Consider the following 20540-nt stretch of genomic DNA (forward strand, 5'->3'; position numbering starts at 1 on the left):
GAGAGCCTCCCAAGGGGAGTAGGGAGGCTCATTTATTATCATTATATTTTTTGTCTAATCTCGCGATATAAGATGGATGCCATCTTATAAAAAGGGCTTGAGATTAAAGAGCGCCGTAGATTACAGAACTAATAGCCGCTAGACCACATAAAGCTGTAAAGATTTGCACAGGTGCTGAAGTTTTGTACTTAGCCATAGCTGGTACTTTCTGCATCGCGAACACAGGCATTAGGAACAGGATAGCTGCAATCATTGGAGCACCCATTGTTTCAATCATACCTAGGATACTTGGGTTAACTACCGCAACAATCCAAGTTGTAACAACGATGAACGCTAGAGATGCTTTTTCAATCTTAGAGATTGAAGAACCAGAGCGAGACTTGATTAGACCAACAAGACCTTCGTGAGCACCTAGGAAGTGACCGAAGTAGCTAGAAGTAATCGCTGCGAACGCTACTAGAGGACCCATGTAAGAGATAAGTGGAGACTCATGTACGTTTGCTAGGTAAGAAAGAACAGAGATGTTCTGTGCTTGTGCTGTTGCTAGTTGCTCTGGAGATAGAGAAAGAACTACAGAGAATACGAAGAACATTACAAAACCCATCAGCATCATTGCTGCGCCGCCAGTGATCGCGTCAGTTTTCTTAACTGCGTTTTCACCGTATACACGACGTTGCTCTTTAGAGAACTGTGAAATGATTGGGCTGTGGTTGAAAGAGAACACGATGATTGGAATTGCAAGCCAGATAACAGAAGGCATTGTTGACCATTCAGGTGTTACTTCCATCATTGAAGTGTTCCAATCCGGAACTAGGTAGAAAGACAGTGCTAGTAGGATGAATACTAGTGGGTAAACCATTGCTGAAGTCGCTTTCAGCATCAGATCTTTACCGAATACAACACCTGTAGTCATAGCAAGGATAAGTGCACCAGAAAGAAGAGGACGAGGAATAGATTCCATACCCATTTGGTTTACTAGGAAAGAATCAACAGTGTTTGTGATACCAACACCGTAAATCAGAACGATTGGGTAGATAGCGAAAAAGTAAGCGAAAGTAATAAGGTTTGCGCCAGTCTTACCGAAGTGTTCTTCTACTGTATCTGTAATGTCAGCTTCAGGGTTTTTAGCAGACAGTACGAAACGAGCTAGAGATTTGTGTGCGAACCAAGTCATTGGTGCCGCAATTAGAGCTAGGATAACTAATGGCCAAAAACCACCCGCACCAGCTTTGATTGGAAGGAATAGTACGCCAGCACCAACTGCTGTACCGAATAGTGATAAACACCAGGTAAAATCTTTATAGTTAAACTTGCTTGAATCTTTAACGGCATTTGCCGAAGAAGTTGTTGTGTTCATGTTAAATTACTCATTTTTTGGGAACAGGAAATAAGTCGGGGCTAATTCTGCAGAATTTTCTTCTGCAAAAAATAGATCTAAATCATGTAATGAAACGGCGTGTCACATGATATGCGAAAAACGGATTTTTGATCACGAAAATAGCGTGCCACAGGTGATTTATGTTTATGCTTGGTATTACTTTTATTTATGCGAAAGGCGGGGTTGTATAGATTTATACCAGGGAAACGTTTGCGCAAAATTGCATTAATAAATCTGTTCCATAGAAAGTCTGGATTTTGTTAACAGAGATTAAACAAAACGTAGTTGCTATGTAATTTGTTGCACTACATGTTGCTGCAGTGAATGGATGATTTGCGCCGTAACGCCCCAAATTAGGTGCTCTTGGAAGGGCATAGCAAAAACTCGATGCTTGATTTGTTTAAAGTTAACAGTGTGGCTGTGTAACTTGGCTTGGTCTAAAACATAGGTAGCGGGCACCTCAAAAATTGAGGCAACTTCGTTCTCATCGATGATGGCTTTATAGTCAGGATCGACCATGGCAACAATCGGCGTCACAGAAAATTTACTAATAGTACTCAATGCAGGTAATTGCCCAATAATTTTAACTTGATCCGATCGAATTCCCACCTCCTCATGGAGCTCTCTGAGTGCAGTGAATTGCATAGAAGGGTCAGAAAGTTCGTGTTTACCACCAGGAAAGCTGACTTGGCCGGGGTGATGCTTTAAATGAGCCGCTCTTTTAGTAAAAATGACATGTAAACCATCTTCTCTTTCAACTAAACCTACCACCACTGCCGCTTTACGTAATTGCTCGCCACTGATGTGCGAAACACGCTCTACTGACTCAGGATGATAGCCAACGGTAGGGTTAAGTTGGAATTGCTGAAGGAAGTTTTCTTTATTCATATCAAGCCAATATATTGATTATTATGATTTTAAGTATAGACATAACCGTGGGTTGATTACCAATATCGAGTTTTTCTTCATTCACTTTCCCTCTTTTAGTTATCAATTGGGCGTCATGAGAGGCTGTTTACCGATGAATCTCCTCAAAATGACGATTTTTGCTATATTCAATATGTGCATACAGGCGAGTAAGCGTTACCCATGTCATAAAATTGGGTGACGAAACGTAGATTTTTTGTTTAAGAATTTGATAACAATAACTTAGTGGACCATTCTAAAAAGAAATAGAAGAAAAGGTATGAGATGAAAGGAATCATATTCACTGAATTTTTAGAGCTTGTTGAAGACAAGTTTGGGCTAGAGCTTTTGGAAGAAGTTCTAGAAATGTCAGAAGATGAAGGGATCTATACGTCGGTCGGCAGTTACGACCACAAAGACCTTGTCAGGTTGATTATCAACTTGAGTAAGAAAACCGATATTGATGCGGCAAGCTTGCAACGCGTGTTTGGGCAGTCTGTATTTAAGAACTTACTGGCCTCATTACCGAATAAAGCGAGCCTTGCTCACAGCAATACCACCTTTCAATTTATTCAGCACGTAGAGCGTTACATTCATGTTGAAGTGAAGAAGCTCTATCCAGATGCTGAGCCACCTGAATTCAGTTTTATCACCACGACCGAAGCACAACTTGTTTTTGACTACAAAAGCGCAAGGTGTATGTCTCATGTTTGCTTAGGGCTTATTGAAGGATGTGCTGAATACCACGGTGAATCTATCGCGGTGGAGATGACGCCACAAAATGATGACCAAAGCGTGGTTAGGTTTAATCTCAAAGTAGAAAAGTAATATGGATCTGGCATCTGCCCTAGAGAAGAAGCTTAAGCGTCAAATCGCGGCAAGGAAAGCGGCTGAAGGATTGTTGGAACAGAAGAGCCTCGAACTGTTCGAGGCTAACCAACAGCTTGAGCTTGCTTTGCGTCAGTTAGAAAAACGCTCCAACGCGAATATACGCCGCATTGAATTCCAAGAACAAATCGACAACCTGTTGATTGATTTTGGGCGCGCGTTTCTAAGAAATGATCTCGATGATGTCATGCTATCTGAATTAACGACCAACGTGACTAACAGCTACCTAATCGAAGCCAGCCGTTTGATTCTGCCTCCCAAGCTCATCCCACAGTTGCAGACCTATGATTATGGCGATGAAACCGTTGAGGTGCTAGAGCAAGACATTCAAGAACCTCATTGGCAAGACAACCTACTGACCGTGCCCTTAGAGGTTGAAAAAGTCATAGTTGGTGCGTTAATCGTCAGAGTCAGGTTGTTAGACCAAGACTACGAGTTTATCCAAAGCCAACTGTTGTTGGTCACGGACCTTATCTGCAGTGCCTTAACCCATCAACTAGCAATCAACCGAAATATTGAATCACGTAAACGAGCGGAAGAGTCCGAAAGGGCAACTCGTGATTTTGTGGCGATGATTAACCATGAGTTAAGAACACCGCTTAATGGCCTGCTAGGCAGTGCCGAGTTGATCAGTGATACGGAACTGAACAGCTCTCAGCGTGAAATAGTGAACAACCTGAGCCAGTCTGGAGAGTTTCTCAGAACCATCATTAATGACTTGCTAGATTTCAGCAAAATTAACGCAGGGATGTTAGAGCTTATTCCAAAGAAATTTGCCCTGAATGACTTGCGAAACACGATTGATAGTATTTTCGTCAATCGAGCAATCGAGAAGCAGCTTGAATTTAATATCAGTGTTGCGTCAAATGTTCCCTCCCATTTCCAAGGTGATTTAGAGCGCATCACTCAGCTGTTTGTGAACCTAATCGGTAATGCGATTAAATTTACAGAAGAAGGACATGTGAATGTCGATATCGAATGGGACAAAAACCAATTTGTTTTCTCTGTAGAAGATACTGGAGTCGGAATTGCTGAATCAGCACATAAGACGCTATTTGAACCTTTTACACAGGCAGATAACTCAAGTAGCCGAAACTATGAGGGCACCGGGCTTGGCTTAGCGATTTGTCGCAAACTGGTGGCTCTGATGAATGGCGATATTGGGGTGACCAGTGTTGTTGGCTCAGGCACGACCTTTACCATCTCGATTCCTCTTCAAGTTGTCGATGTTCCGGCAGAGAGTGATAGTGTCGCCAAGGGCTTTGAGTATGAGGCGGAATTGTCACTACTTAAAGTGCTGGTGGTTGATGATATTAAGATGAACCAGATCATCATCCAACAGATGCTTCGTAAACATGAGATTGAACCAGCTATCGCAAGCAATGGTGTCGAAGGGTTTGAGCTCGCGTCAGACAACGAATACGACATTGTATTCATGGATTGCAGAATGCCTGTTATGGACGGGTTTGAAGCAACAGAGAAGCTAAGAGAGAAGGGTTACGTTAAATCTATTGTGGCACTGACCGCCGGAACGACATTGGAAGAACGCGAACGTTGTATTCAGTGTGGAATGGATGACATTTTGAGTAAGCCTTACACCGCCAACGATCTGAAAGAGATGCTCAAGAAGTGGGGTGTCTCAGCGGTGAAGGTCGCTTAAACACGCGAATAAAGCGTTGTGAGTTATGTACTCTAACTTACAGACTAAAAAACCGAAGTGATCTTACGATCCTTCGGTTTCTTTTTATATCGAACTTTTGCTAGCCGTTAAGCTACGGAACTCGTCATTAAGTCGCGGAACTCGCAGTTAATGACACTAGGTTTAGCAATCTTCAAGTACCGGTAGAATTCGACTCAGCTTATCCAGTGTTTCTTGGTATTCAGAAGCACAATCACTATCAAATACCACACCACCGCCAGCCCAAGCATAAAGCGTGTTGTTCTCGGCGACTAATGTACGAATGGTAATACTGGTATCCATTCTGCCATTTCGGCTGATGTAGCCAATACTGCCGCAGTACGCTGAACGTCGATGCGGTTCTAACTCTTCAATGATCTGCATCGCGCGAACTTTTGGTGCGCCAGTAATCGATCCTCCAGGGAAACAGGCTCTCAGAAGGTCAGTTGCAGAGTATTGGTCATCAAGGTCCGCTCGTATCGTGCTCACTAAGTGGTGCACGGCAGGGAAGCTTTCAATATCGAAGAGCTTTGGTACATGCACTGTGCCCGGTTTTGCTACTCGGCCAATGTCATTACGAAGTAGGTCGACGATCATCAAGTTTTCCGCCTGATCTTTATCGGCACTTGCTAGGTCTTGCGCGTTGGCATTATCAATCATCGGGTCCTCAGAACGAGGTCGTGTGCCTTTGATTGGCTTGGTTTCAATGACGTTGTCTTTGAGTTCTAAGAAACGCTCTGGCGAAACACTGATGATTGCGCAGTCGGCCAAACGGATAAAACCCGAAAAGGGCGCTGAGTTGTACTGTTCTAACTTGTCATAAGCCAGCCATTCACTACCTTGGTATTGGGCATTGAAGCGCTGAGCTAAGTTAATCTGATAGCAGTCCCCGGATAACAGGTACTCTTGAACACTATCGAACTTAGTGGCGTAGCTCTCTTCGCTCATATTGGATTGCCACGGTGTGGTTAACCCAAAGGGCGCATGTGATAGGTGTGATTGAGCCATCTGCTGCATTAGCCAATCATGATGTTCATCGATATTGCTACCGACAATACACGCCGTTTTCAATTGGTGGTCAACGATAACAGCCCATTCATACAAGCCAACTGCCATGTCAGGTGCTTCAATATCACGCTTTGCGAGTGATGGAAGTGTCTCGACTCTGCGCCCTAAATCATAGCTAAAATAGCCTAAAGCGCCGCCAACGAATGGCAACTGAGTGTGCTCTTTAGTCGCAGGCAATAATTGTTGCTGATATTGGTCGAGTAGTTCGAAAGGATCAGAGTCTGAAACCTCGCACGTCTCATTAACATTAACGGTCGTTTCTGCACCGATTGTCTCGAAGGTGGCGATGGGTTGAGCAACTAAAATATCGTATCGACTATCAACGTGGCTTTCTGAAGCGGAGCGTAATAGCATTGCCCACGGCAGGTTTTCAATATGGGAAAACAGCTGTTTAGCTAAAGTTGATTGATATTCAAGCGGCTTGATTTGGATAGAGCGAAATTCGTTGTTATTCATTTGTTTAATTTGTGACAAAGAGTTCGATCACTGCATGGCGTGTGAGAGGAAGCAAGAGTATCATAAATTGAAAATAAAATGGGTTCTTGATTAGAACGGAGTAATCCAAGTGGTTTAGTTTAAAGCTATGCAAGCGATTGCTAAAGCAACTAAATACAGCTCAACACAATAAAAAGCTAAACCACCTAATTCGATTTGGCACATATAGTCAAACTGTGAACCCACATGGAACCAGAACAATAAAGAGGCATGCAATGACGGTTATTCGTAAGCAAGATGTGATCAGCAGTGTCGCTGACGCACTTCAGTACATTTCTTATTATCACCCTTTAGACTTTGTCCAAGCCCTAGAAAAAGCGTACGAGAAAGAAGAGAGCCAAGCAGCTAAAGATGCGATCGCTCAGATTCTTATCAACTCGCGCATGTCTGCGGAAGGCCATCGTCCAATTTGTCAGGATACGGGTATTGTTACTTGTTTCGTGAACATCGGTATGGATGTTAGGTGGGAAACGGATCAAACAGTACAACAGATGGTTGATGAAGGCGTTCGTCAAGCTTACAACAACCCAGATAACCCATTGCGTGCATCTGTCCTAATGGACCCTGCAGGTAAGCGTATTAATACCAAAGACAACACACCAGCGGTTGTCCACATTAATATGATTCCAGGCAACAAAGTTGAAATTCAAATCGCGGCTAAGGGCGGCGGTTCTGAGAACAAAACCAAGATGGTTATGTTGAACCCTTCTGATGATATTGCAGAATGGGTAGAGAAGACGCTGCCAACAATGGGTGCAGGCTGGTGTCCACCGGGTATGCTAGGTATAGGCATTGGCGGTACGGCTGAGAAAGCAGCGGTACTAGCGAAAGAATCTTTGATGGAACACATCGATATTCAAGAGCTTATCGAAAAAGGCCCTGAGAACGCAGAAGAAGAGCTTCGCCTAGACATCTTCAACCGTGTAAACAAGCTAGGTATTGGTGCACAAGGTCTTGGCGGTCTAACGACTGTGGTTGACGTAAAAATCAAAACAGCACCAACACACGCAGCATCTAAGCCAGTTTGCTTAATCCCGAACTGTGCAGCAACGCGTCACGTTCACTTCACACTAGATGGCAGCGGCCCAGCAGAGCTAACGCCACCTAAGTTAGAAGAGTGGCCAGACATCACTTGGGAAGCGGGCGCAAATACACGTCGTGTTAACCTTGATGAAGTGACTAAAGAAGACGTACAAGAGTGGAAGACCGGCGAAACGGTTCTTCTGTCAGGTAAGATCTTAACCGGTCGTGATGCTGCTCATAAACGTATTCAAGGCATGCTAGAAAGCGGCGAAGGCTTACCAGCCGGCGTTGATTTCAAAGGCAAGTTCATTTACTACGTGGGTCCTGTTGATGCTGTAGGTGATGAAGCGGTAGGTCCTGCGGGCCCAACAACTTCAACACGTATGGATAAGTTCACTGACATGATGCTGAACGAAACTGGCATTATGGGCATGATCGGTAAAGCGGAACGTGGCCCTGCAACGGTTGAATCAATCAAAGAGCACAAAGCGGTTTACCTAATGGCGGTTGGTGGTGCAGCTTATTTAGTCGCAAAAGCAATTAAAAAAGCACGCGTTGTTGCGTTTGAAGATCTCGGTATGGAAGCGATTTACGAGTTTGAAGTTGAAGATATGCCTGTAACGGTAGCGGTTGACTCTAACGGCGTGAACGCACACCAGATCGGACCTGACACGTGGAAAGTGAAGATTGCTGAAGCTGAGAAAGCGTAATTAATCGACGCCAAAAAATCGTAATTGTCGCTAACTTCAGCGTTTGAATTGCAATTTTTGACAGAAAGTTAAAGACAAAAGTGCAGCATTATCTGCACTTTTGTCTTATTATCAATGATATAGTGATAAACACATAGTTTGATATAAGAACATAGGAGAGAGGAATGCCTCGTTTTATTCAGATCCTACAGATTATCTTGGCAGTGGTGATTGGTGCTTTTGTTGGCTACGACCTGATCTTGAAAGGGATCAGTATCTTTGATAATAAATACGTGACGATTACATGTGCGCTTTGGCTAATTGCAGAGATTGCACTGTTTGTTATCTACAAGTTGATTGAAGACGATTAGACGTCGGATATCGTGCAAAAATTCTAAAGCCCCTGATTATGAATGTAGTCAGGGGCTTTTATTCATCTAGCATTAAGAATGTGTATTGCATACTCATCAACATAAGCAAAAGCATACAAACTATCCCAACGGGGAAAGAACATAGGCTTGCCTTTCTATTATCATAACCAGCTAGCCTAACTATCACGGAGTCGTTCAAATGAAACACCTAACTCAAGAAATGAGTGACTTTATAAGCAGAGGAACGGATTCTCATATTCGAGTAGCGGTCACGGGGCTCTCTCGTGCGGGTAAGACAGCATTCATTACTTCGCTGGTTAATCAGCTTCTTCATACGTCTACCCACAAAAACTTGCCACTGCTTGCATCTGCGAGAGATGGAAGAATTATTGGCGCAAAGCGCATCCCGCAACACAACATGATGATTCCACGCTTCTCTTATGATGAAGCGATGGAGTCGTTGAATGCACAGCCACCAGAATGGCCGGTACCAACGCGTGATGTCAGTGAGATTCGTTTAGCCATCAAATATAAGCCTGCGAAGGGCGCAAAGAAGCTACTGAGTAAAAACAGCACCCTTTATCTCGATATTGTCGATTATCCAGGTGAATGGTTGCTTGATTTGCCGTTACTGGATATGGACTTCGATACCTGGAGCCAATCTCAGTTTGCCGCATTGAAAGGCGACAGAGAAACTTACTCGCAACAGTGGAACGTAATGCGTGGTGATATCGATTTACTAGCAGAAGCGGACGAAAAGAAACTGGTCGCGATTGCCGATAGCTACACCCAGTACCTTCATACTTGTAAAAGTAACGGACTGCATTGGGTACAACCGGGTCGATTCGTATTACCGGGTGAGCTTGAAGGCGCGCCTGTGTTGCAATTCTTCCCCTGTCTCGCACCTGAGGGTAAGTTCTCAAAAACAAGTAACTATGCGGTACTGAAAGCGCGTTATGAAGAGTATCAACAGAAGATCGTGAAAGCGTTCTACAAGAATCACTTCGCGACGTTCGACAGACAAATCGTGTTGGTGGATTGCTTACAGCCACTTAATGCGGGCTATGACTCTTTCATGGATATGCGTGGCGCGTTAGAACAGTTACTTAAGAGCTTTAAGTACGGTCGAAGCAATATCTTAAGACGTTTATTTGCGCCGAAGATCGACAAGATCTTGTTTGCAGCCACCAAGGCTGACCACGTGACACCGGATCAACATCCGAACTTGGTGTCACTGTTACAACAGATGGTACATCCGGCTTGGCAGCAGGCGGCGTTTGAACACATCGACATGAGTTGTATGAGTATCGCGTCTATTCAAGCGACCAGCGCGGGTTATATCTCGTCTGGCTCAGACAATGTTCCGGCGTTGCAAGGTGTGACTTTGGATAATGTCCCTCAAACCATGTATCCGGGAGAGGTGCCGCGTAAGTTGCCCAACAAACAGTATTGGGAAACCAACCAGTTTGATTTCACGAGCTTTAGACCGATGGAGCAACATTCCGATGAGCCTTGCCAACATCTAAGAGTCGACAAGGTTTTAGAGTATCTCATTGGCGACAAGTTGAAGTAATTGAGGCAATCAAAATGAGTGAATTAAAAACAAAGCAGGTCTTTAATGAACCGTTGAAGACCTCTTTTGATGAGCAAGACAAGACCGACGTTGGCCCGGATTTAGGTGCTCAACAACTGTTCACAGAGCAAGAGAAATTTGTCCCTGTCGCACCGCAAGTGGAAGCCGAACTTGATGGTGAAGCTGAGCAGCAATTGGAACAAGTGATTCGACCGAGCAAAAAGAAGAAGTGGTTTGGAACGGGTTTATTGGTCGCTTTTTCTGGCCTAGTTGGATGGCAAGCAATTGAATCGGTCATTACCGCAATTCAAACTGCTGATTGGCTTGCGTTAGGTTGGGCAGGCTTTATTGCTGCCATTGCTTCATTGGGTTTAGGCGCAATAGGCAAAGAGCTGTGGAAACTGCGTTCACTTAAAGATCACTTTAGTGTGCAAGAGCAGAGTGAAGAGCTACTCCAAAGTCAAAGTGTCGGCAAGGGCAAAGCGTTCTGTGAAAACATCGCCAAGCAAGGTGGCATTATCGCTGAGTCTCCTTCGTACGATAAGTGGCGAAACAGCATTAACCCAGCACACAGTGATGCAGAAGTGTTGGATATGTACGATGCGTTAGTCGTGAGTCAACAAGACAAAGTAGCGACTCAAATCGTCACTAAGTTTTCGACCGAATCGGCGGCTTTGGTCGCGGTGAGTCCATTGGCGGCGGCTGATATGTTGCTGGTGGCTTGGCGAAATTTCACCATGATCGACAAGCTTGCTGATGTGTATGGCATTGAGCTTGGCTACTGGTCTAGGATTAAGCTATTTAAATTGGTGTTAATCAACATGGCAGCAGCGGGAGCCAGTGAACTCGCAATTGATGCAAGTATGGATCTCGTCTCGATGGATCTTGCAGGCAAAGTCTCAGCTCGAGCAGGGCAGGGGCTAGGTGTTGGTATTCTTACTGCAAGACTGGGTCTAAAAGCCATGACATTGCTTCGACCTATGCCTTGGCATAACGAGAGAAAAGTAAAACTGGCAGACCTCCGCAAAGCCGTCCTTTCAGAAATAAAGCGTATCACTCTCAAATAAAGCATTTAAAGCTCAATAGTTTGAGAAGAAGAGTAAACATATGTTTACTCTTCTTCTTGACTGAACTCAGAGCTTAATCCACACTACTGTCAACTTATCCTGACACCTATAATAGGACTATTTGTGCGTCTTGAAGTATTGTGTGAAGACAGACTCGGCTTAACACGTGAGTTGCTCGATATCTTGGCCTCAAAAAGCATTGATTTAAGAGGAATCGAAATTGATGTTAAAGGTATTATTTACCTAAACTGCCCTGATATCGATTTTGATGCTTTTAGTGAACTTATGGCTGAAATTCGCCGAATTTCAGGTGTGAAGGATGTACGTAAAATCCAATTTATGCCAAGCGAAAGGCATAACACAGAGCTGATTGCTCTGCTGGCAAACCTACCTGATCCTGTTATTGCGATTGACCTTAAAGGCTCAGTCGATATGGCTAACCACGCTGCATTGAACCTTTTTAATAAGCAAGAAGACGCAGTCATCGGTGAACCGCTAGCGACGTTTGTTCCTAGTTTTAACTTTGCTCGTTGGATCGAAGGCGATGTAACGCGCCATCGTGAAGTTGTCGTGTTGGATGGTTTAGATTTCTCTATTGAGATCCTGCCGATTTACCTTGGTGGTGATGTCAACGAAGCGGTACTGGCAAGCGCAGTAATGACGATTCGTTCTTGTAATCAAGAGATGAACTCGCCAGATTCAATCCCAGAACAGAACAACCTAGGTTTCGAACACTTTGTTGGTGTCTCTAATCGCCATAAAGCCTTGATCAGCCAAGCTAAGAAATTGGCTATGCTGGATCAGCCTCTATTAATTGAAGGCGATACAGGGACAGGCAAAGAGATGCTGGCGAAAGCGTGTCATAACCGTTCAAATCGATCGTCTTTCCCATTCTTGATTCTAAGCTGTGCATCGATGCCTGATGACGTAGCGGAAACGGAATTGTTTGGTCATGCGCCGGGTTCATTCAACCATGAGCAAGGTCATAAAGGTATTTTCGAACAAGCGAATGGCGGTACCGTATTTTTAGATGAAATTGGCGAGATGAGCCCGCATCTACAAATCAAATTGCTGCGTTTCCTACAAGATGGTTCATTCCGTCGTGTTGGTGAAGAAGAAGAGATGCACGCTGATGTTCGTATTATTGCATCAACGCGCCACCGTCTTTCTGAATTAGCCGACTCGGGTTCGTTCCGTGAAGATTTGTTTTACCGCTTGAATGTACTGACTCTGTCTATCCCTGCATTGCGTGAACGCTCAAACGACGTAGCACCGCTATTGGAACTGTTCGTTGCAAAGTACGCGCAGCAGTTAGGTATGTTAAAACCAAAATTGACTCAAGAGTTAGTCGACCAGCTTGGTAATTACCAATGGCCGGGCAACATTCGTCAGTTAGACAACATGGTTCTACGCGCACTAACAGAGTTGGATTCAGACACGCTAACGGTTGAGCAATTCCACTTGCCACAGCTTGAAACATTGACGGCAGGAATGGCGAACCTGAGCTTAGATGGTTCGCTCGATGAAATCATGAAAGACTATGAATCTCAGATTCTAGAGAAGCTTTATCAGTCTTTCCCATCAAGCCGTAAGCTAGCAAAACGTTTGAATGTATCTCATACCTCAATTGCGAATAAGCTTCGTGATTACGGTATCAGAAAGAACTGATCGAATAAGAACAAGATTATGGAAGATTTGAGTACACCAGAGCGCATTTATAAGCATGATGGTAATCTGATTTTACGCACGGCTGAAATCGATGACGCTGGCATGATCAGCGAGTACTTTCAGTTTAACAGAGAGTACCTGAAACCTTGGGAGCCGATACGCGAAGATGCGTTCTTTGATAGAGCGAGTTGGGCGCAGCGACTGATTAAGTTAAACGAGCTTCATAAAATGGGGCTAGGCTATTACTGTTTACTGATTAACGCTGACTCTAATGAAATGTTAGGCACCATATCGTTCAGTAATTTGTCGCGTTTCCCGTTCTACGCTTGTAATGTCGGTTACTCATTGGCGCAAAGTGCACAAGGCCACGGTTACATGCGCAGAGGTTTGAGCATGGCCAAAGACTACATGTTTGATGTGCAGAACATGCACCGCTTAATGGCGGGCTACATGCCTCACAACGAACGCAGTGCTGGTGTATTAGAACATCTTGGTTTTGTCCGAGAAGGTTTTGCTAAAGACTACCTACAGATTAACGGTAAATGGGAAGACCATATACTGACGGCATTAGTTAACCCAAACTGGGAAGATAGACGCGCTGTATAGAGATCAATAGTCATTAGGCGTAAGTACCAATTAAGCGTAAATACAGATTTAGAGGCAGTGATGACATAGATAAAATGAAACCGTCACTGCATCAAAAAGAACAGATAGGCATGGTAAATCCATCAGCCTGAGAAGATATTTGAGGAATTTTGATGTCATACACAACTTTGGACGAATACCAAAGAAAATGGATTTTCACACACCAGTCAATGCCGCTGCCGGCAGAGGACTTGGAAAAGATTAAGCCAATGACACAGGCGAGAGCTTCTCAGTTCTGGAAAGAGAACGTGAGCCCTCAAAGCCCAGACGCAGAACGACTGAGCTCGCAAGACTGGCCAAGCAAAGCATCGAACTGGAATGAAGAGATCAGCTGGATGGCGCATTGGGAAGCGGATGAGCCTGAAATGCCAGAAGAGATTCTTAACTTTATTGATTGGCAAGATGACGTAACTGTTTATTTTTGTTATGAAAAGTACAATGTTCTTGAAACCAAATGGGCGATTTTCAAGAAGCATTGGAAGAACTTTTTGTTCTACGATGATGGCCCGATTTTAATCGGTCGTCGTCGTTCAGAAGCCCTTTGGTTTGCTACCAATGGCAAGGTGAAAATCGGTAACCGTGCTTAATCTCGGTGTGATTTAATCGAGTGAGTGTTGGTGTTTCGATCAACAGATAGAAAAACAAAAAGCGAGCATCGAGCTCGCTTTTTTTGTGCCTAATGATCTTCGAAGATCATGGGGAAAGACCCACTATTTGAGCCCAACTAAAGGTGACCATATCCACTCATTTAAAGCGAGTGAATTACGAAATTGAGATCGCTATCTCATTGGGTTAGTTGAAGTTTCATGGGGTTGAGCTATCTTTATATTACTGCCTTAGTGGAGGTGAAGTATTATGATTTGGGATACTCTCGAACGTGTAAATAAACTTCGCAAGGAAGCAATGGAGGATCCAGAGTTTTTGGATTCAGCAAAAATGCATGAGGAATGGCTTTTAAGCGAAACTCATAATCAATCGAACAAAGGAGCAAAAGAGAATAAACCGAAAAAACTATCTGACATTTATGAAAATACGGATTTTCCTATCAACCCAACTGGAACCAAACATTAACAATGATGAACTGCAACACGGCTAAGGCTCTTAACCAAAAAGCTATAAGTCGATTACACATACCAGCCTTAAGCCACCAATAAAAAAGCCACTTTCAACGAATCGAAAGTGGCTTTTTCTTTTCTTGCTAGCTTCTTTACCATTAGCAACGAAAGCTAATCGTTTTCAAACCTAGTTATTGATTAGGCTTAATCCGCTTGGTAACGCATCACCAAACACACGCTTAGATTCACTCTCAGAAAGCTCAGTCACTTCACTCACTAGTGTTAACCATGAGTCAGGTACCTTGCTTTGCTTAAGCTTCTCAATCACTTGATTGCGATAGTCGTCAGAGATATCAAACTGACGGTCACCGGTTTTTCGACAAATCATCACAGCAGCGAAGGCGATCATCTGCTCTTTCTGCCAGTTCTGTTCAAGCAGTTTTGGTAACCACTGTTCAGCTTGCTCTCTAGGAATTACGCTGTGTTGGCTGCCATACAAAGGCGTTCTTGATGCTAATCGTCCTAGCGCCCACCAGTGAGCCTGTTCAAATTGGTTATGGTTGATCGCTTTGCTTAAGAACCAACTTGCCAGCAGCACTTTGTCTTCAACCTCAAGTTGCTCAAGTGACGCCGCTAAACGGACCATGGCTTCATAACCATTATCTTGCGCATCTTTGGCTGTCTTAGGGTTCTTCATTGCACCTGGGTGAAGGTATTTAGCGATGTCCGCCAAGATACTCTCTTGCTGCTCTTGGTTTAGCCCACCAGCGACACGACGCCAGAATACCCACCAGTCTGTCCAGCCTTGGTGGTTCTTGAACTGAATGTTCTGTTGGTAAAGGCCCCAAATCTGTTCGATACGCCATGAGTCAGTCGGATCGCCAAAGCCAGGACGTAGCGAGTATCCCGCCAAACGTAGCCAGTTCTTCTCGTGTGCTTCTGAGCGGCGACGACGTTTACGACCTAATGAGAAGGTATCAAATAGATGACGAAGGGTCGTGAAGTCCCATTCATCGCGTTTACCTAGTCGCTTCTCAAGATCTTTCGATAGTGTTTTGATCTCTTTCGATTCAGCACTCTTCTTGTTGCCGCTGTACAGGCGAGAAATCAACTCCTTACACTCTTCCAATCTTGGGTGAAGCGCGGAGGTATCAGATTCATCGCCTTGCTTGTTTCTTACTTCAAACTCAAGCAACCAACGCTTAGAGTCATCTTCTATACTCACACACTCCATTTTCAATGTGCCGACTTCGGTTAACTGACAAGCGAGCAGTACTTCAACACGCTCTTTTTGGTTGGCTTGAAGTTCTGCAGTACCTGAGCCTTCCAGCGTAGAAATATACGGTGGGAGAGGGGAGAACAAGTCGGCATCCACATTGACCATCACACCGTTTTGAATGGCGGTGTCATGAGCAATTTGATCGTGTGTTGAAGTCAGAAGATTAAATCGTACTGGCTCACCTAAAGTCAGCGAGAAACGACGGCTGTTCAAGCGTATCTCTTGGCCTTCTTCGGTTCCTTTGGCAAGCAGACAAAGCGCTTTACCCATCTTGTTTTTCTCTTGCAGATGCAAGAAGTAAGAACGGGCAGCACCGCCACCGATTTTCAGCTGTGCACCGCGGCGTGCTTTACCAAAGGCAACCGCGCCAAGGGCAACAGACCAATCTGGATGAGGGTTATCAAGCACTGTGATAGGAGAACCGTTCCAGTTGCCCAGTAGCTGAGTAATTCGCTCTGTTACCAGTTCACTGTTAAACACACCACCATTGAGCAGCACGCCAACTGGAATTGCAGGTTTGGTGTCATCGAACTCAATAGAGTCTGAGTTTTCCAATGCGGCTTTAGACACTTGTTGGTGCGTTGCTAGGAATTCTGCAACGTGCTTACTCACCGCAGGGTCAGCCACGTAAGGCAGACCAAACTCAACCACAGCACTGCGGCGTTTGTCGGGTGTTTCAGTAAACTCAGAAAGCGGGAAGAAACCTTCCAATGCGATTTGATGGACTTCTTGTTTAGTTAAACCAATACTCTTAGTACCGCCAAGCAGTTTTGAACCGCTGCCCAGCATGGTGATCTTTACATCATCGGGCGCATTGGCAGAAAGCAGGCTCTCTTTTGCGGCGCGAGTCTGTTGAATCAGTTTGGTTAGGCTAGAGGCATTCAGCTTTTTGTTTTGATTGAAGCGTTGCTCTGCAAGGTGGGCAAGGGCTAAATCGAGGTTATCACCACCAAGCATCAAGTGTTCACCAACACCAATACGGTCGAGTGCGAGCTCGTTATTACCGTCGCTGTTCGCATCGAATTTGGCTTCAATTAAGCTTAAATCGGTGGTACCACCTCCAACATCACACACTAGAATCAGTGGGATTTGTTGAAGTTCATCTGCTGCGGTTTGTTGGTGACGGGCATACCAGTCATAACAAACGGCTTGCGGCTCTTCGAGTAATAGAATCTTACCTAAGCCCGCCAGTTCTGCGGCTTCGAGTGTTAGCTTGCGTGCTGTCTCATCGAAGGAAGCAGGAACGGTAACCACAACATCTTGGTCTTCAAGCTTGTTGCTCGGGTTACGGTAGTTCCATGCTTGGCGAATGTGGTTGAGGTAGCTTGCACTCGCCACAACTGGCGAGACTTTATCGACATCTGCTGCGCCTGCCCAAGGCAGAATGTCGGAGTTACGATCCACCGCTTGGTGTGACAGCCAACTCTTAGCACTCGATACTTGGCGGCCTTCTACCTTCGCACCCAGTTCACGAGCCCATTCACCGACGATAACGTTTTTGATATCGCCTTTTACTGGGCTTGGTTCCCACGGCATCGTCAGGTCAGAAGGGGAGATTTGACCTTGCGCTGGGTGGTAACGAAACGATGGAAGTAGGGGCTTACGAACCACTTCACCGGGGCCGATGAGCTGATCGATATCGAAAAGAGAAACGGGAGCGTGTTGTAGGTCGTCGTTGATTTCACAGTAAGCGACAACCGTATTGGTTGTACCTAAGTCAATGCCGACTAAAAAACGAGGAGTTGCCATACAAAACCTTATTCTTCCAGAGTGATGACCAGTTTTTTGATAGATTTGGTCTTATTGTTGTTATTCGTAAACGTCATTCCTGAGAAACAGGCAGGACTAGATTGAGAAATGCATTGATAAAGTAACGGCACCCGCTAAGGTGCCGTTGATTCATTATGCTTGTTCGTTTGAGTCGTTATTCGAGTCTTCACGAACATCGAACTCAACGTGCCACTTCTGACCGTTGTCAGTAGCAATCGCTTCTAGGTGTAAGGTGCCTAGCTCAGTAACGCGAGAAGCCAAAGTCACTGGAACCACTTCACCTTCGCGACGGCCTTCAGAAACCGGCAATGTCACTTGGATTTCAGGAAGCTCATCAAGCTCTTCAGGCGCCCAGTGATCAAGGTGCGTACCCGCTTCATCTTCACGACGAATGGTTGAACCGAAGAACTGGAAGTGTACTGGCTGACCAATCACTAGACCGAATTCTTGGCTAGGTACTTGTACGCTTGAACCTTCTTCCATACCAAATGGTGCAACACACAAAGCTTCCATCGGAGGAGCCATACCTGGGATAGCTGGCATCGCGCTTTCAATTCCTACGTAGTAAGAAGAAGCGATACCACCGCGGATACGAACGCCTTGGCCACGACGAACTGCGCCGTAGTAAGAAGCGCCACTTGCAACCGCTAGGTCTAAGTCTAAACCTGAAAGTTGTTTAGCAAATTCAGCGTCGGCATTAATTAGCCATTCATTGATCGTGTCTGAAAGACGATCAGCAAGTAGATTCGATTTTAGAACACCACCATTGAACAGTACCGCTGTTGGTTTGATGAAGTCTGCCGCTGGCGCTTCTGACCCTTGCGCTTCTGTACCGGGCATACCGGGCATGTTTGCAAACGGGTTGAAATCTTGCTGAGCCGTTTCGCTATTTCCAGAAAGCGCGTTCGCTTGCTTAGAAAGGAATGCGGCAATGTGACGAGTAATACCTGCGTCTTGAGCGTAAGGCAGACCCATTTGAGTCAGTGCGCCACGCGTCTTTTGTACAGGGTGCTCAGTTACAGCAACTTTAGGGAAGAAGCCGTCCACTAATGTTTGTTGAACTTCTTGCTGAGTCAGTTCTGTTTTCAGTGTTGCGCCAAGCAGTTTAGAACCACGGCTTGGAACAACGATAGGCACAGATTGCAGTTCAGCATCGTTAAGCAGTGCTTCTTTCGCATCACGACATGCGTGAGTCATTGCTTGAACCTGCCAAGGAGCCAGTTCTTTGCCTTCTTGCGCCAGTTTCATCTTCAAGCGGTAAGCCAGTGCTAAGTCCATGTTGTCGCCGCCAAGTAGGATATGTTCACCTACTGCGATACGGTTCAGGCTTAGGTTGCCGTCATCTTGTGTTACTTCAACTAACGAAAGGTCGGTTGTACCACCACCGATATCGACAACAAGAACGATGTCACCAACGTTTACTTCATCACGCCATGTGTCGTTGCTGTTATCAATCCAGCTGTACAGAGCCGCTTGTGGCTCTTCAAGAAGCGTTAGGTGAGTGAAACCAACATTACGTGCAGCTTCTGCTGTTAGGTCACGAGCCGCAGGATCAAACGAAGCTGGAACCGTGATCGTTACATCTTGGTCTGCCAGTTTGTGTTCTGGGTTTGCGTGGTTCCATGCGTCTTTAAGATGCTCAAGGTACAATTCAGTTGTCTTAAGCGGAGATACTTTTTCAACTTCTTCAGGGCTGCCTGCAGGAAGGAAAGCATCGCGACGGTTAACACCACCGTGGCATAACCAAGATTTTGCACTTGCTACCAAACGGATAGGGGTTTTAGAACCAAGGTTACGAGCAATTGCACCCACTAGCGCTTTTGGCTCTGAAGACCAAGGAAGAACGCGAGAGCCCGCATTCATTTCATGTTCGTGCGGTTGGTATAGGAACGAGCCAAGTTGGCTGCGAGTTTCTACTGTACCTGGCGCCGTCAGTTGAGGGATTTGCATCACCTCAACGCGAGCGTCTTCATTGCTTGTGTCTATGTAAGACAAAACGCAATGTGTAGTACCTAAATCGATACCAACACTGAACTTGGGTACCTGGTTTTGCTCTTGAGAAGATGGCTCTTGAGCTGAATGACTTTGGTGTTCCATTATAGCTCCACCTCTGCCGGTGCAATTACAGATGCATCGTAGTTTTCAGCAAGCTTAGGCAGGTTCATGTCAGTTGCTTTCCAACCTTTGTGAACTAGTGTGCCGTTGAATGGTGCATTGCCCGTTACGTTGCCAGTTAGGCGAATTTCTTGAGGGTTGAAACCTTCAGCGATAGTGATACGTGTTTCTTCATCTTCAGTGCGGATGTGAGACAGCGTTACGTAATCAGCCAATACTTTTTGACCGCCAGTGTGAATAACACGAGCTGCTGCGCCAACTTCTTCATCAGAGAATGACGTTAGGTCTTCTTTTAAGAAGTCGATAAGGCGCGCTTCTTGCTGCATGATAGACAGTAGCTGCATTGCAGAGTCTGTTGGTGCTGTAGCAAGCTTAGATTCAACTTCTACTACTTTTTCGATCACACGTTCAACTTCTACTACTTTCTCTACTTCGACAATTTTCTCAACTGGCTTTTCAACTTCAACGACCTTTTCTACTGGTTTTTCTACGACTTTCTCAACCACTTTGGTTTTACGAGAAACGGCAATTAACAGTAGTAAAACGCTTGATGCAGTTAGGCCTGCGTGAAGCATATCAAACGTTTGTGGGATTAGGTTCAAATCAACGATCATAGTGATTTCTCTTTAAAATTGATTTAACGGTATATTCGTCGGTTAAAAGGAATATACAGGTTGGAAAGAAACTCATTGGCACTAAGCCGAAACGGTCACTTTCAAGCTATAAATATGGATGGATACTAGCATATTCAAGGCTTAAGAGTGGTATTTAATGTTTTTAATCAAGTGGGTTTTTGGTGTGTTAGCTTGAAATTTAGTCGAGATTCGGTCGAATATTGGTCGTCGATGTGAGGGCAAGGTAAACAATGCCCG

Annotated in this window: 16 protein-coding genes; 10 read left to right on the plus strand and 6 right to left on the minus strand. The window is 44.9% G+C overall.

The window, feature by feature from the left end; translation table 11 throughout:
• Positions 1-103: 103 nt before the first annotated feature.
• Complete coding sequence (locus AB4329_RS18595; RefSeq protein ID WP_017065422.1) at positions 104-1357, minus strand: aromatic amino acid transport family protein; 1254 nt, start codon at positions 1355-1357, stop codon at positions 104-106.
• A gap of 309 nt (positions 1358-1666) precedes the next feature.
• A complete protein-coding gene (locus tag AB4329_RS18600; protein ID WP_372074218.1) occupies positions 1667-2266 on the minus strand; it encodes a CoA pyrophosphatase in 600 nt (199 codons plus the stop codon).
• Positions 2267-2569: 303 nt separating this feature from the next.
• Here AB4329_RS18600 and AB4329_RS18605 point away from each other — a divergent pair, with 303 nt between their 5' ends.
• Together AB4329_RS18605 and AB4329_RS18610 are read left to right on the plus strand one after the other, a co-directional pair.
• Positions 2570-3112 (plus strand): heme NO-binding domain-containing protein, encoded by a 543-nt coding sequence (locus AB4329_RS18605; RefSeq protein ID WP_017060423.1) that lies wholly within the window; start codon positions 2570-2572, stop codon positions 3110-3112.
• A 1-nt stretch (position 3113) separates the two neighbouring features.
• Positions 3114-4832, plus strand: coding sequence for an ATP-binding protein (locus tag AB4329_RS18610; protein WP_372138988.1), 1719 nt, complete (start codon positions 3114-3116; stop codon positions 4830-4832).
• Positions 4833-4994: 162 nt separating this feature from the next.
• On the opposite strand, the gene pabB is transcribed toward AB4329_RS18610, so the two are convergent.
• The gene (gene pabB / locus AB4329_RS18615) at positions 4995-6374 is read right to left on the minus strand and encodes an aminodeoxychorismate synthase component I (RefSeq protein WP_017065426.1); all 1380 of its coding nucleotides are present in this window, start codon (positions 6372-6374) and stop codon (positions 4995-4997) included.
• A 254-nt stretch (positions 6375-6628) separates the two neighbouring features.
• On the opposite strand from pabB, the gene AB4329_RS18620 reads away from it, so the two are divergent.
• From AB4329_RS18620 to AB4329_RS18655, 8 genes are all read left to right on the plus strand, one after another.
• The gene (locus tag AB4329_RS18620; RefSeq protein ID WP_102320448.1) at positions 6629-8146 is read left to right on the plus strand and encodes a fumarate hydratase; all 1518 of its coding nucleotides are present in this window, start codon (positions 6629-6631) and stop codon (positions 8144-8146) included.
• A 164-nt stretch (positions 8147-8310) separates the two neighbouring features.
• Positions 8311-8496: a hypothetical protein gene (locus AB4329_RS18625; protein WP_004734731.1), complete on the plus strand. Its 186-nt coding sequence runs from the start codon at positions 8311-8313 to the stop codon at positions 8494-8496.
• Between the two features lie 199 nt (positions 8497-8695).
• Positions 8696-10069, plus strand: a complete 1374-nt coding sequence (locus AB4329_RS18630) for a YcjX family protein (RefSeq protein WP_372138989.1) — start codon at positions 8696-8698, stop codon at positions 10067-10069.
• A 14-nt stretch (positions 10070-10083) separates the two neighbouring features.
• Positions 10084-11136, plus strand: a complete 1053-nt coding sequence (locus tag AB4329_RS18635; RefSeq protein ID WP_017068778.1) for a YcjF family protein — start codon at positions 10084-10086, stop codon at positions 11134-11136.
• A gap of 123 nt (positions 11137-11259) precedes the next feature.
• Positions 11260-12804 carry a transcriptional regulator TyrR gene (gene tyrR, locus AB4329_RS18640; protein ID WP_229647229.1) on the plus strand — a complete coding sequence of 515 codons (1545 nt, stop codon included), beginning with the start codon at positions 11260-11262 and terminating at the stop codon, positions 12802-12804.
• An 18-nt stretch (positions 12805-12822) separates the two neighbouring features.
• Complete coding sequence (gene rimJ, locus AB4329_RS18645) at positions 12823-13410, plus strand: ribosomal protein S5-alanine N-acetyltransferase (RefSeq protein WP_372138990.1); 588 nt, start codon at positions 12823-12825, stop codon at positions 13408-13410.
• A 152-nt stretch (positions 13411-13562) separates the two neighbouring features.
• The gene (locus AB4329_RS18650; RefSeq protein ID WP_017060433.1) at positions 13563-14036 is read left to right on the plus strand and encodes a DUF2947 domain-containing protein; all 474 of its coding nucleotides are present in this window, start codon (positions 13563-13565) and stop codon (positions 14034-14036) included.
• Positions 14037-14304: 268 nt separating this feature from the next.
• Positions 14305-14520: a hypothetical protein gene (locus AB4329_RS18655; RefSeq protein WP_017065431.1), complete on the plus strand. Its 216-nt coding sequence runs from the start codon at positions 14305-14307 to the stop codon at positions 14518-14520.
• 171 nt (positions 14521-14691) lie between these two features.
• On the opposite strand, the gene AB4329_RS18660 is transcribed toward AB4329_RS18655, so the two are convergent.
• The 3 genes from AB4329_RS18660 to AB4329_RS18670 all read right to left on the minus strand — a co-directional run bounded on the left by AB4329_RS18660 (position 14692) and on the right by AB4329_RS18670 (position 20282).
• On the minus strand, positions 14692-17532 hold the full coding sequence (locus tag AB4329_RS18660; protein WP_372138991.1) for an Hsp70 family protein: 2841 nt from the start codon (positions 17530-17532) through the stop codon (positions 14692-14694).
• A gap of 153 nt (positions 17533-17685) precedes the next feature.
• Positions 17686-19650 (minus strand): Hsp70 family protein, encoded by a 1965-nt coding sequence (locus AB4329_RS18665; protein WP_372138993.1) that lies wholly within the window; start codon positions 19648-19650, stop codon positions 17686-17688.
• Positions 19650-20282, minus strand: a complete 633-nt coding sequence (locus AB4329_RS18670; RefSeq protein WP_017060436.1) for a DUF2760 domain-containing protein — start codon at positions 20280-20282, stop codon at positions 19650-19652. The genes AB4329_RS18665 and AB4329_RS18670 overlap by 1 nt, the downstream gene beginning before the upstream one ends.
• Positions 20283-20540: the final 258 nt, after the last annotated feature.

This window comes from Vibrio sp. 10N.261.54.A5 (genome assembly GCF_041471145.1).
GTDB classification, from domain to species: Bacteria; Pseudomonadota; Gammaproteobacteria; order Enterobacterales; family Vibrionaceae; genus Vibrio; species Vibrio crassostreae_C.

What these genes read in the sequence shown, in the direction of transcription:
- AB4329_RS18595 (WP_017065422.1), bottom strand. Translation starts at nt 1,357, where the DNA reads ATGAACACAACAACTTCTTCGGCAAATGCCGTTAAAGATTCAAGCAAG.
- AB4329_RS18600 (WP_372074218.1), bottom strand. Translation starts at nt 2,266, where the DNA reads ATGAATAAAGAAAACTTCCTTCAGCAATTCCAACTTAACCCTACCGTT.
- AB4329_RS18605 (WP_017060423.1), top strand. Translation starts at nt 2,570, where the DNA reads ATGAAAGGAATCATATTCACTGAATTTTTAGAGCTTGTTGAAGACAAG.
- AB4329_RS18610 (WP_372138988.1), top strand. Translation starts at nt 3,114, where the DNA reads ATGGATCTGGCATCTGCCCTAGAGAAGAAGCTTAAGCGTCAAATCGCG.
- pabB (WP_017065426.1), bottom strand. Translation starts at nt 6,374, where the DNA reads ATGAATAACAACGAATTTCGCTCTATCCAAATCAAGCCGCTTGAATAT.
- AB4329_RS18620 (WP_102320448.1), top strand. Translation starts at nt 6,629, where the DNA reads ATGACGGTTATTCGTAAGCAAGATGTGATCAGCAGTGTCGCTGACGCA.
- AB4329_RS18625 (WP_004734731.1), top strand. Translation starts at nt 8,311, where the DNA reads ATGCCTCGTTTTATTCAGATCCTACAGATTATCTTGGCAGTGGTGATT.
- AB4329_RS18630 (WP_372138989.1), top strand. Translation starts at nt 8,696, where the DNA reads ATGAAACACCTAACTCAAGAAATGAGTGACTTTATAAGCAGAGGAACG.
- AB4329_RS18635 (WP_017068778.1), top strand. Translation starts at nt 10,084, where the DNA reads ATGAGTGAATTAAAAACAAAGCAGGTCTTTAATGAACCGTTGAAGACC.
- rimJ (WP_372138990.1), top strand. Translation starts at nt 12,823, where the DNA reads ATGGAAGATTTGAGTACACCAGAGCGCATTTATAAGCATGATGGTAAT.
- AB4329_RS18650 (WP_017060433.1), top strand. Translation starts at nt 13,563, where the DNA reads ATGTCATACACAACTTTGGACGAATACCAAAGAAAATGGATTTTCACA.
- AB4329_RS18655 (WP_017065431.1), top strand. Translation starts at nt 14,305, where the DNA reads ATGATTTGGGATACTCTCGAACGTGTAAATAAACTTCGCAAGGAAGCA.
- AB4329_RS18660 (WP_372138991.1), bottom strand. Translation starts at nt 17,532, where the DNA reads ATGGCAACTCCTCGTTTTTTAGTCGGCATTGACTTAGGTACAACCAAT.
- AB4329_RS18665 (WP_372138993.1), bottom strand. Translation starts at nt 19,650, where the DNA reads ATGGAACACCAAAGTCATTCAGCTCAAGAGCCATCTTCTCAAGAGCAA.
- AB4329_RS18670 (WP_017060436.1), bottom strand. Translation starts at nt 20,282, where the DNA reads ATGATCGTTGATTTGAACCTAATCCCACAAACGTTTGATATGCTTCAC.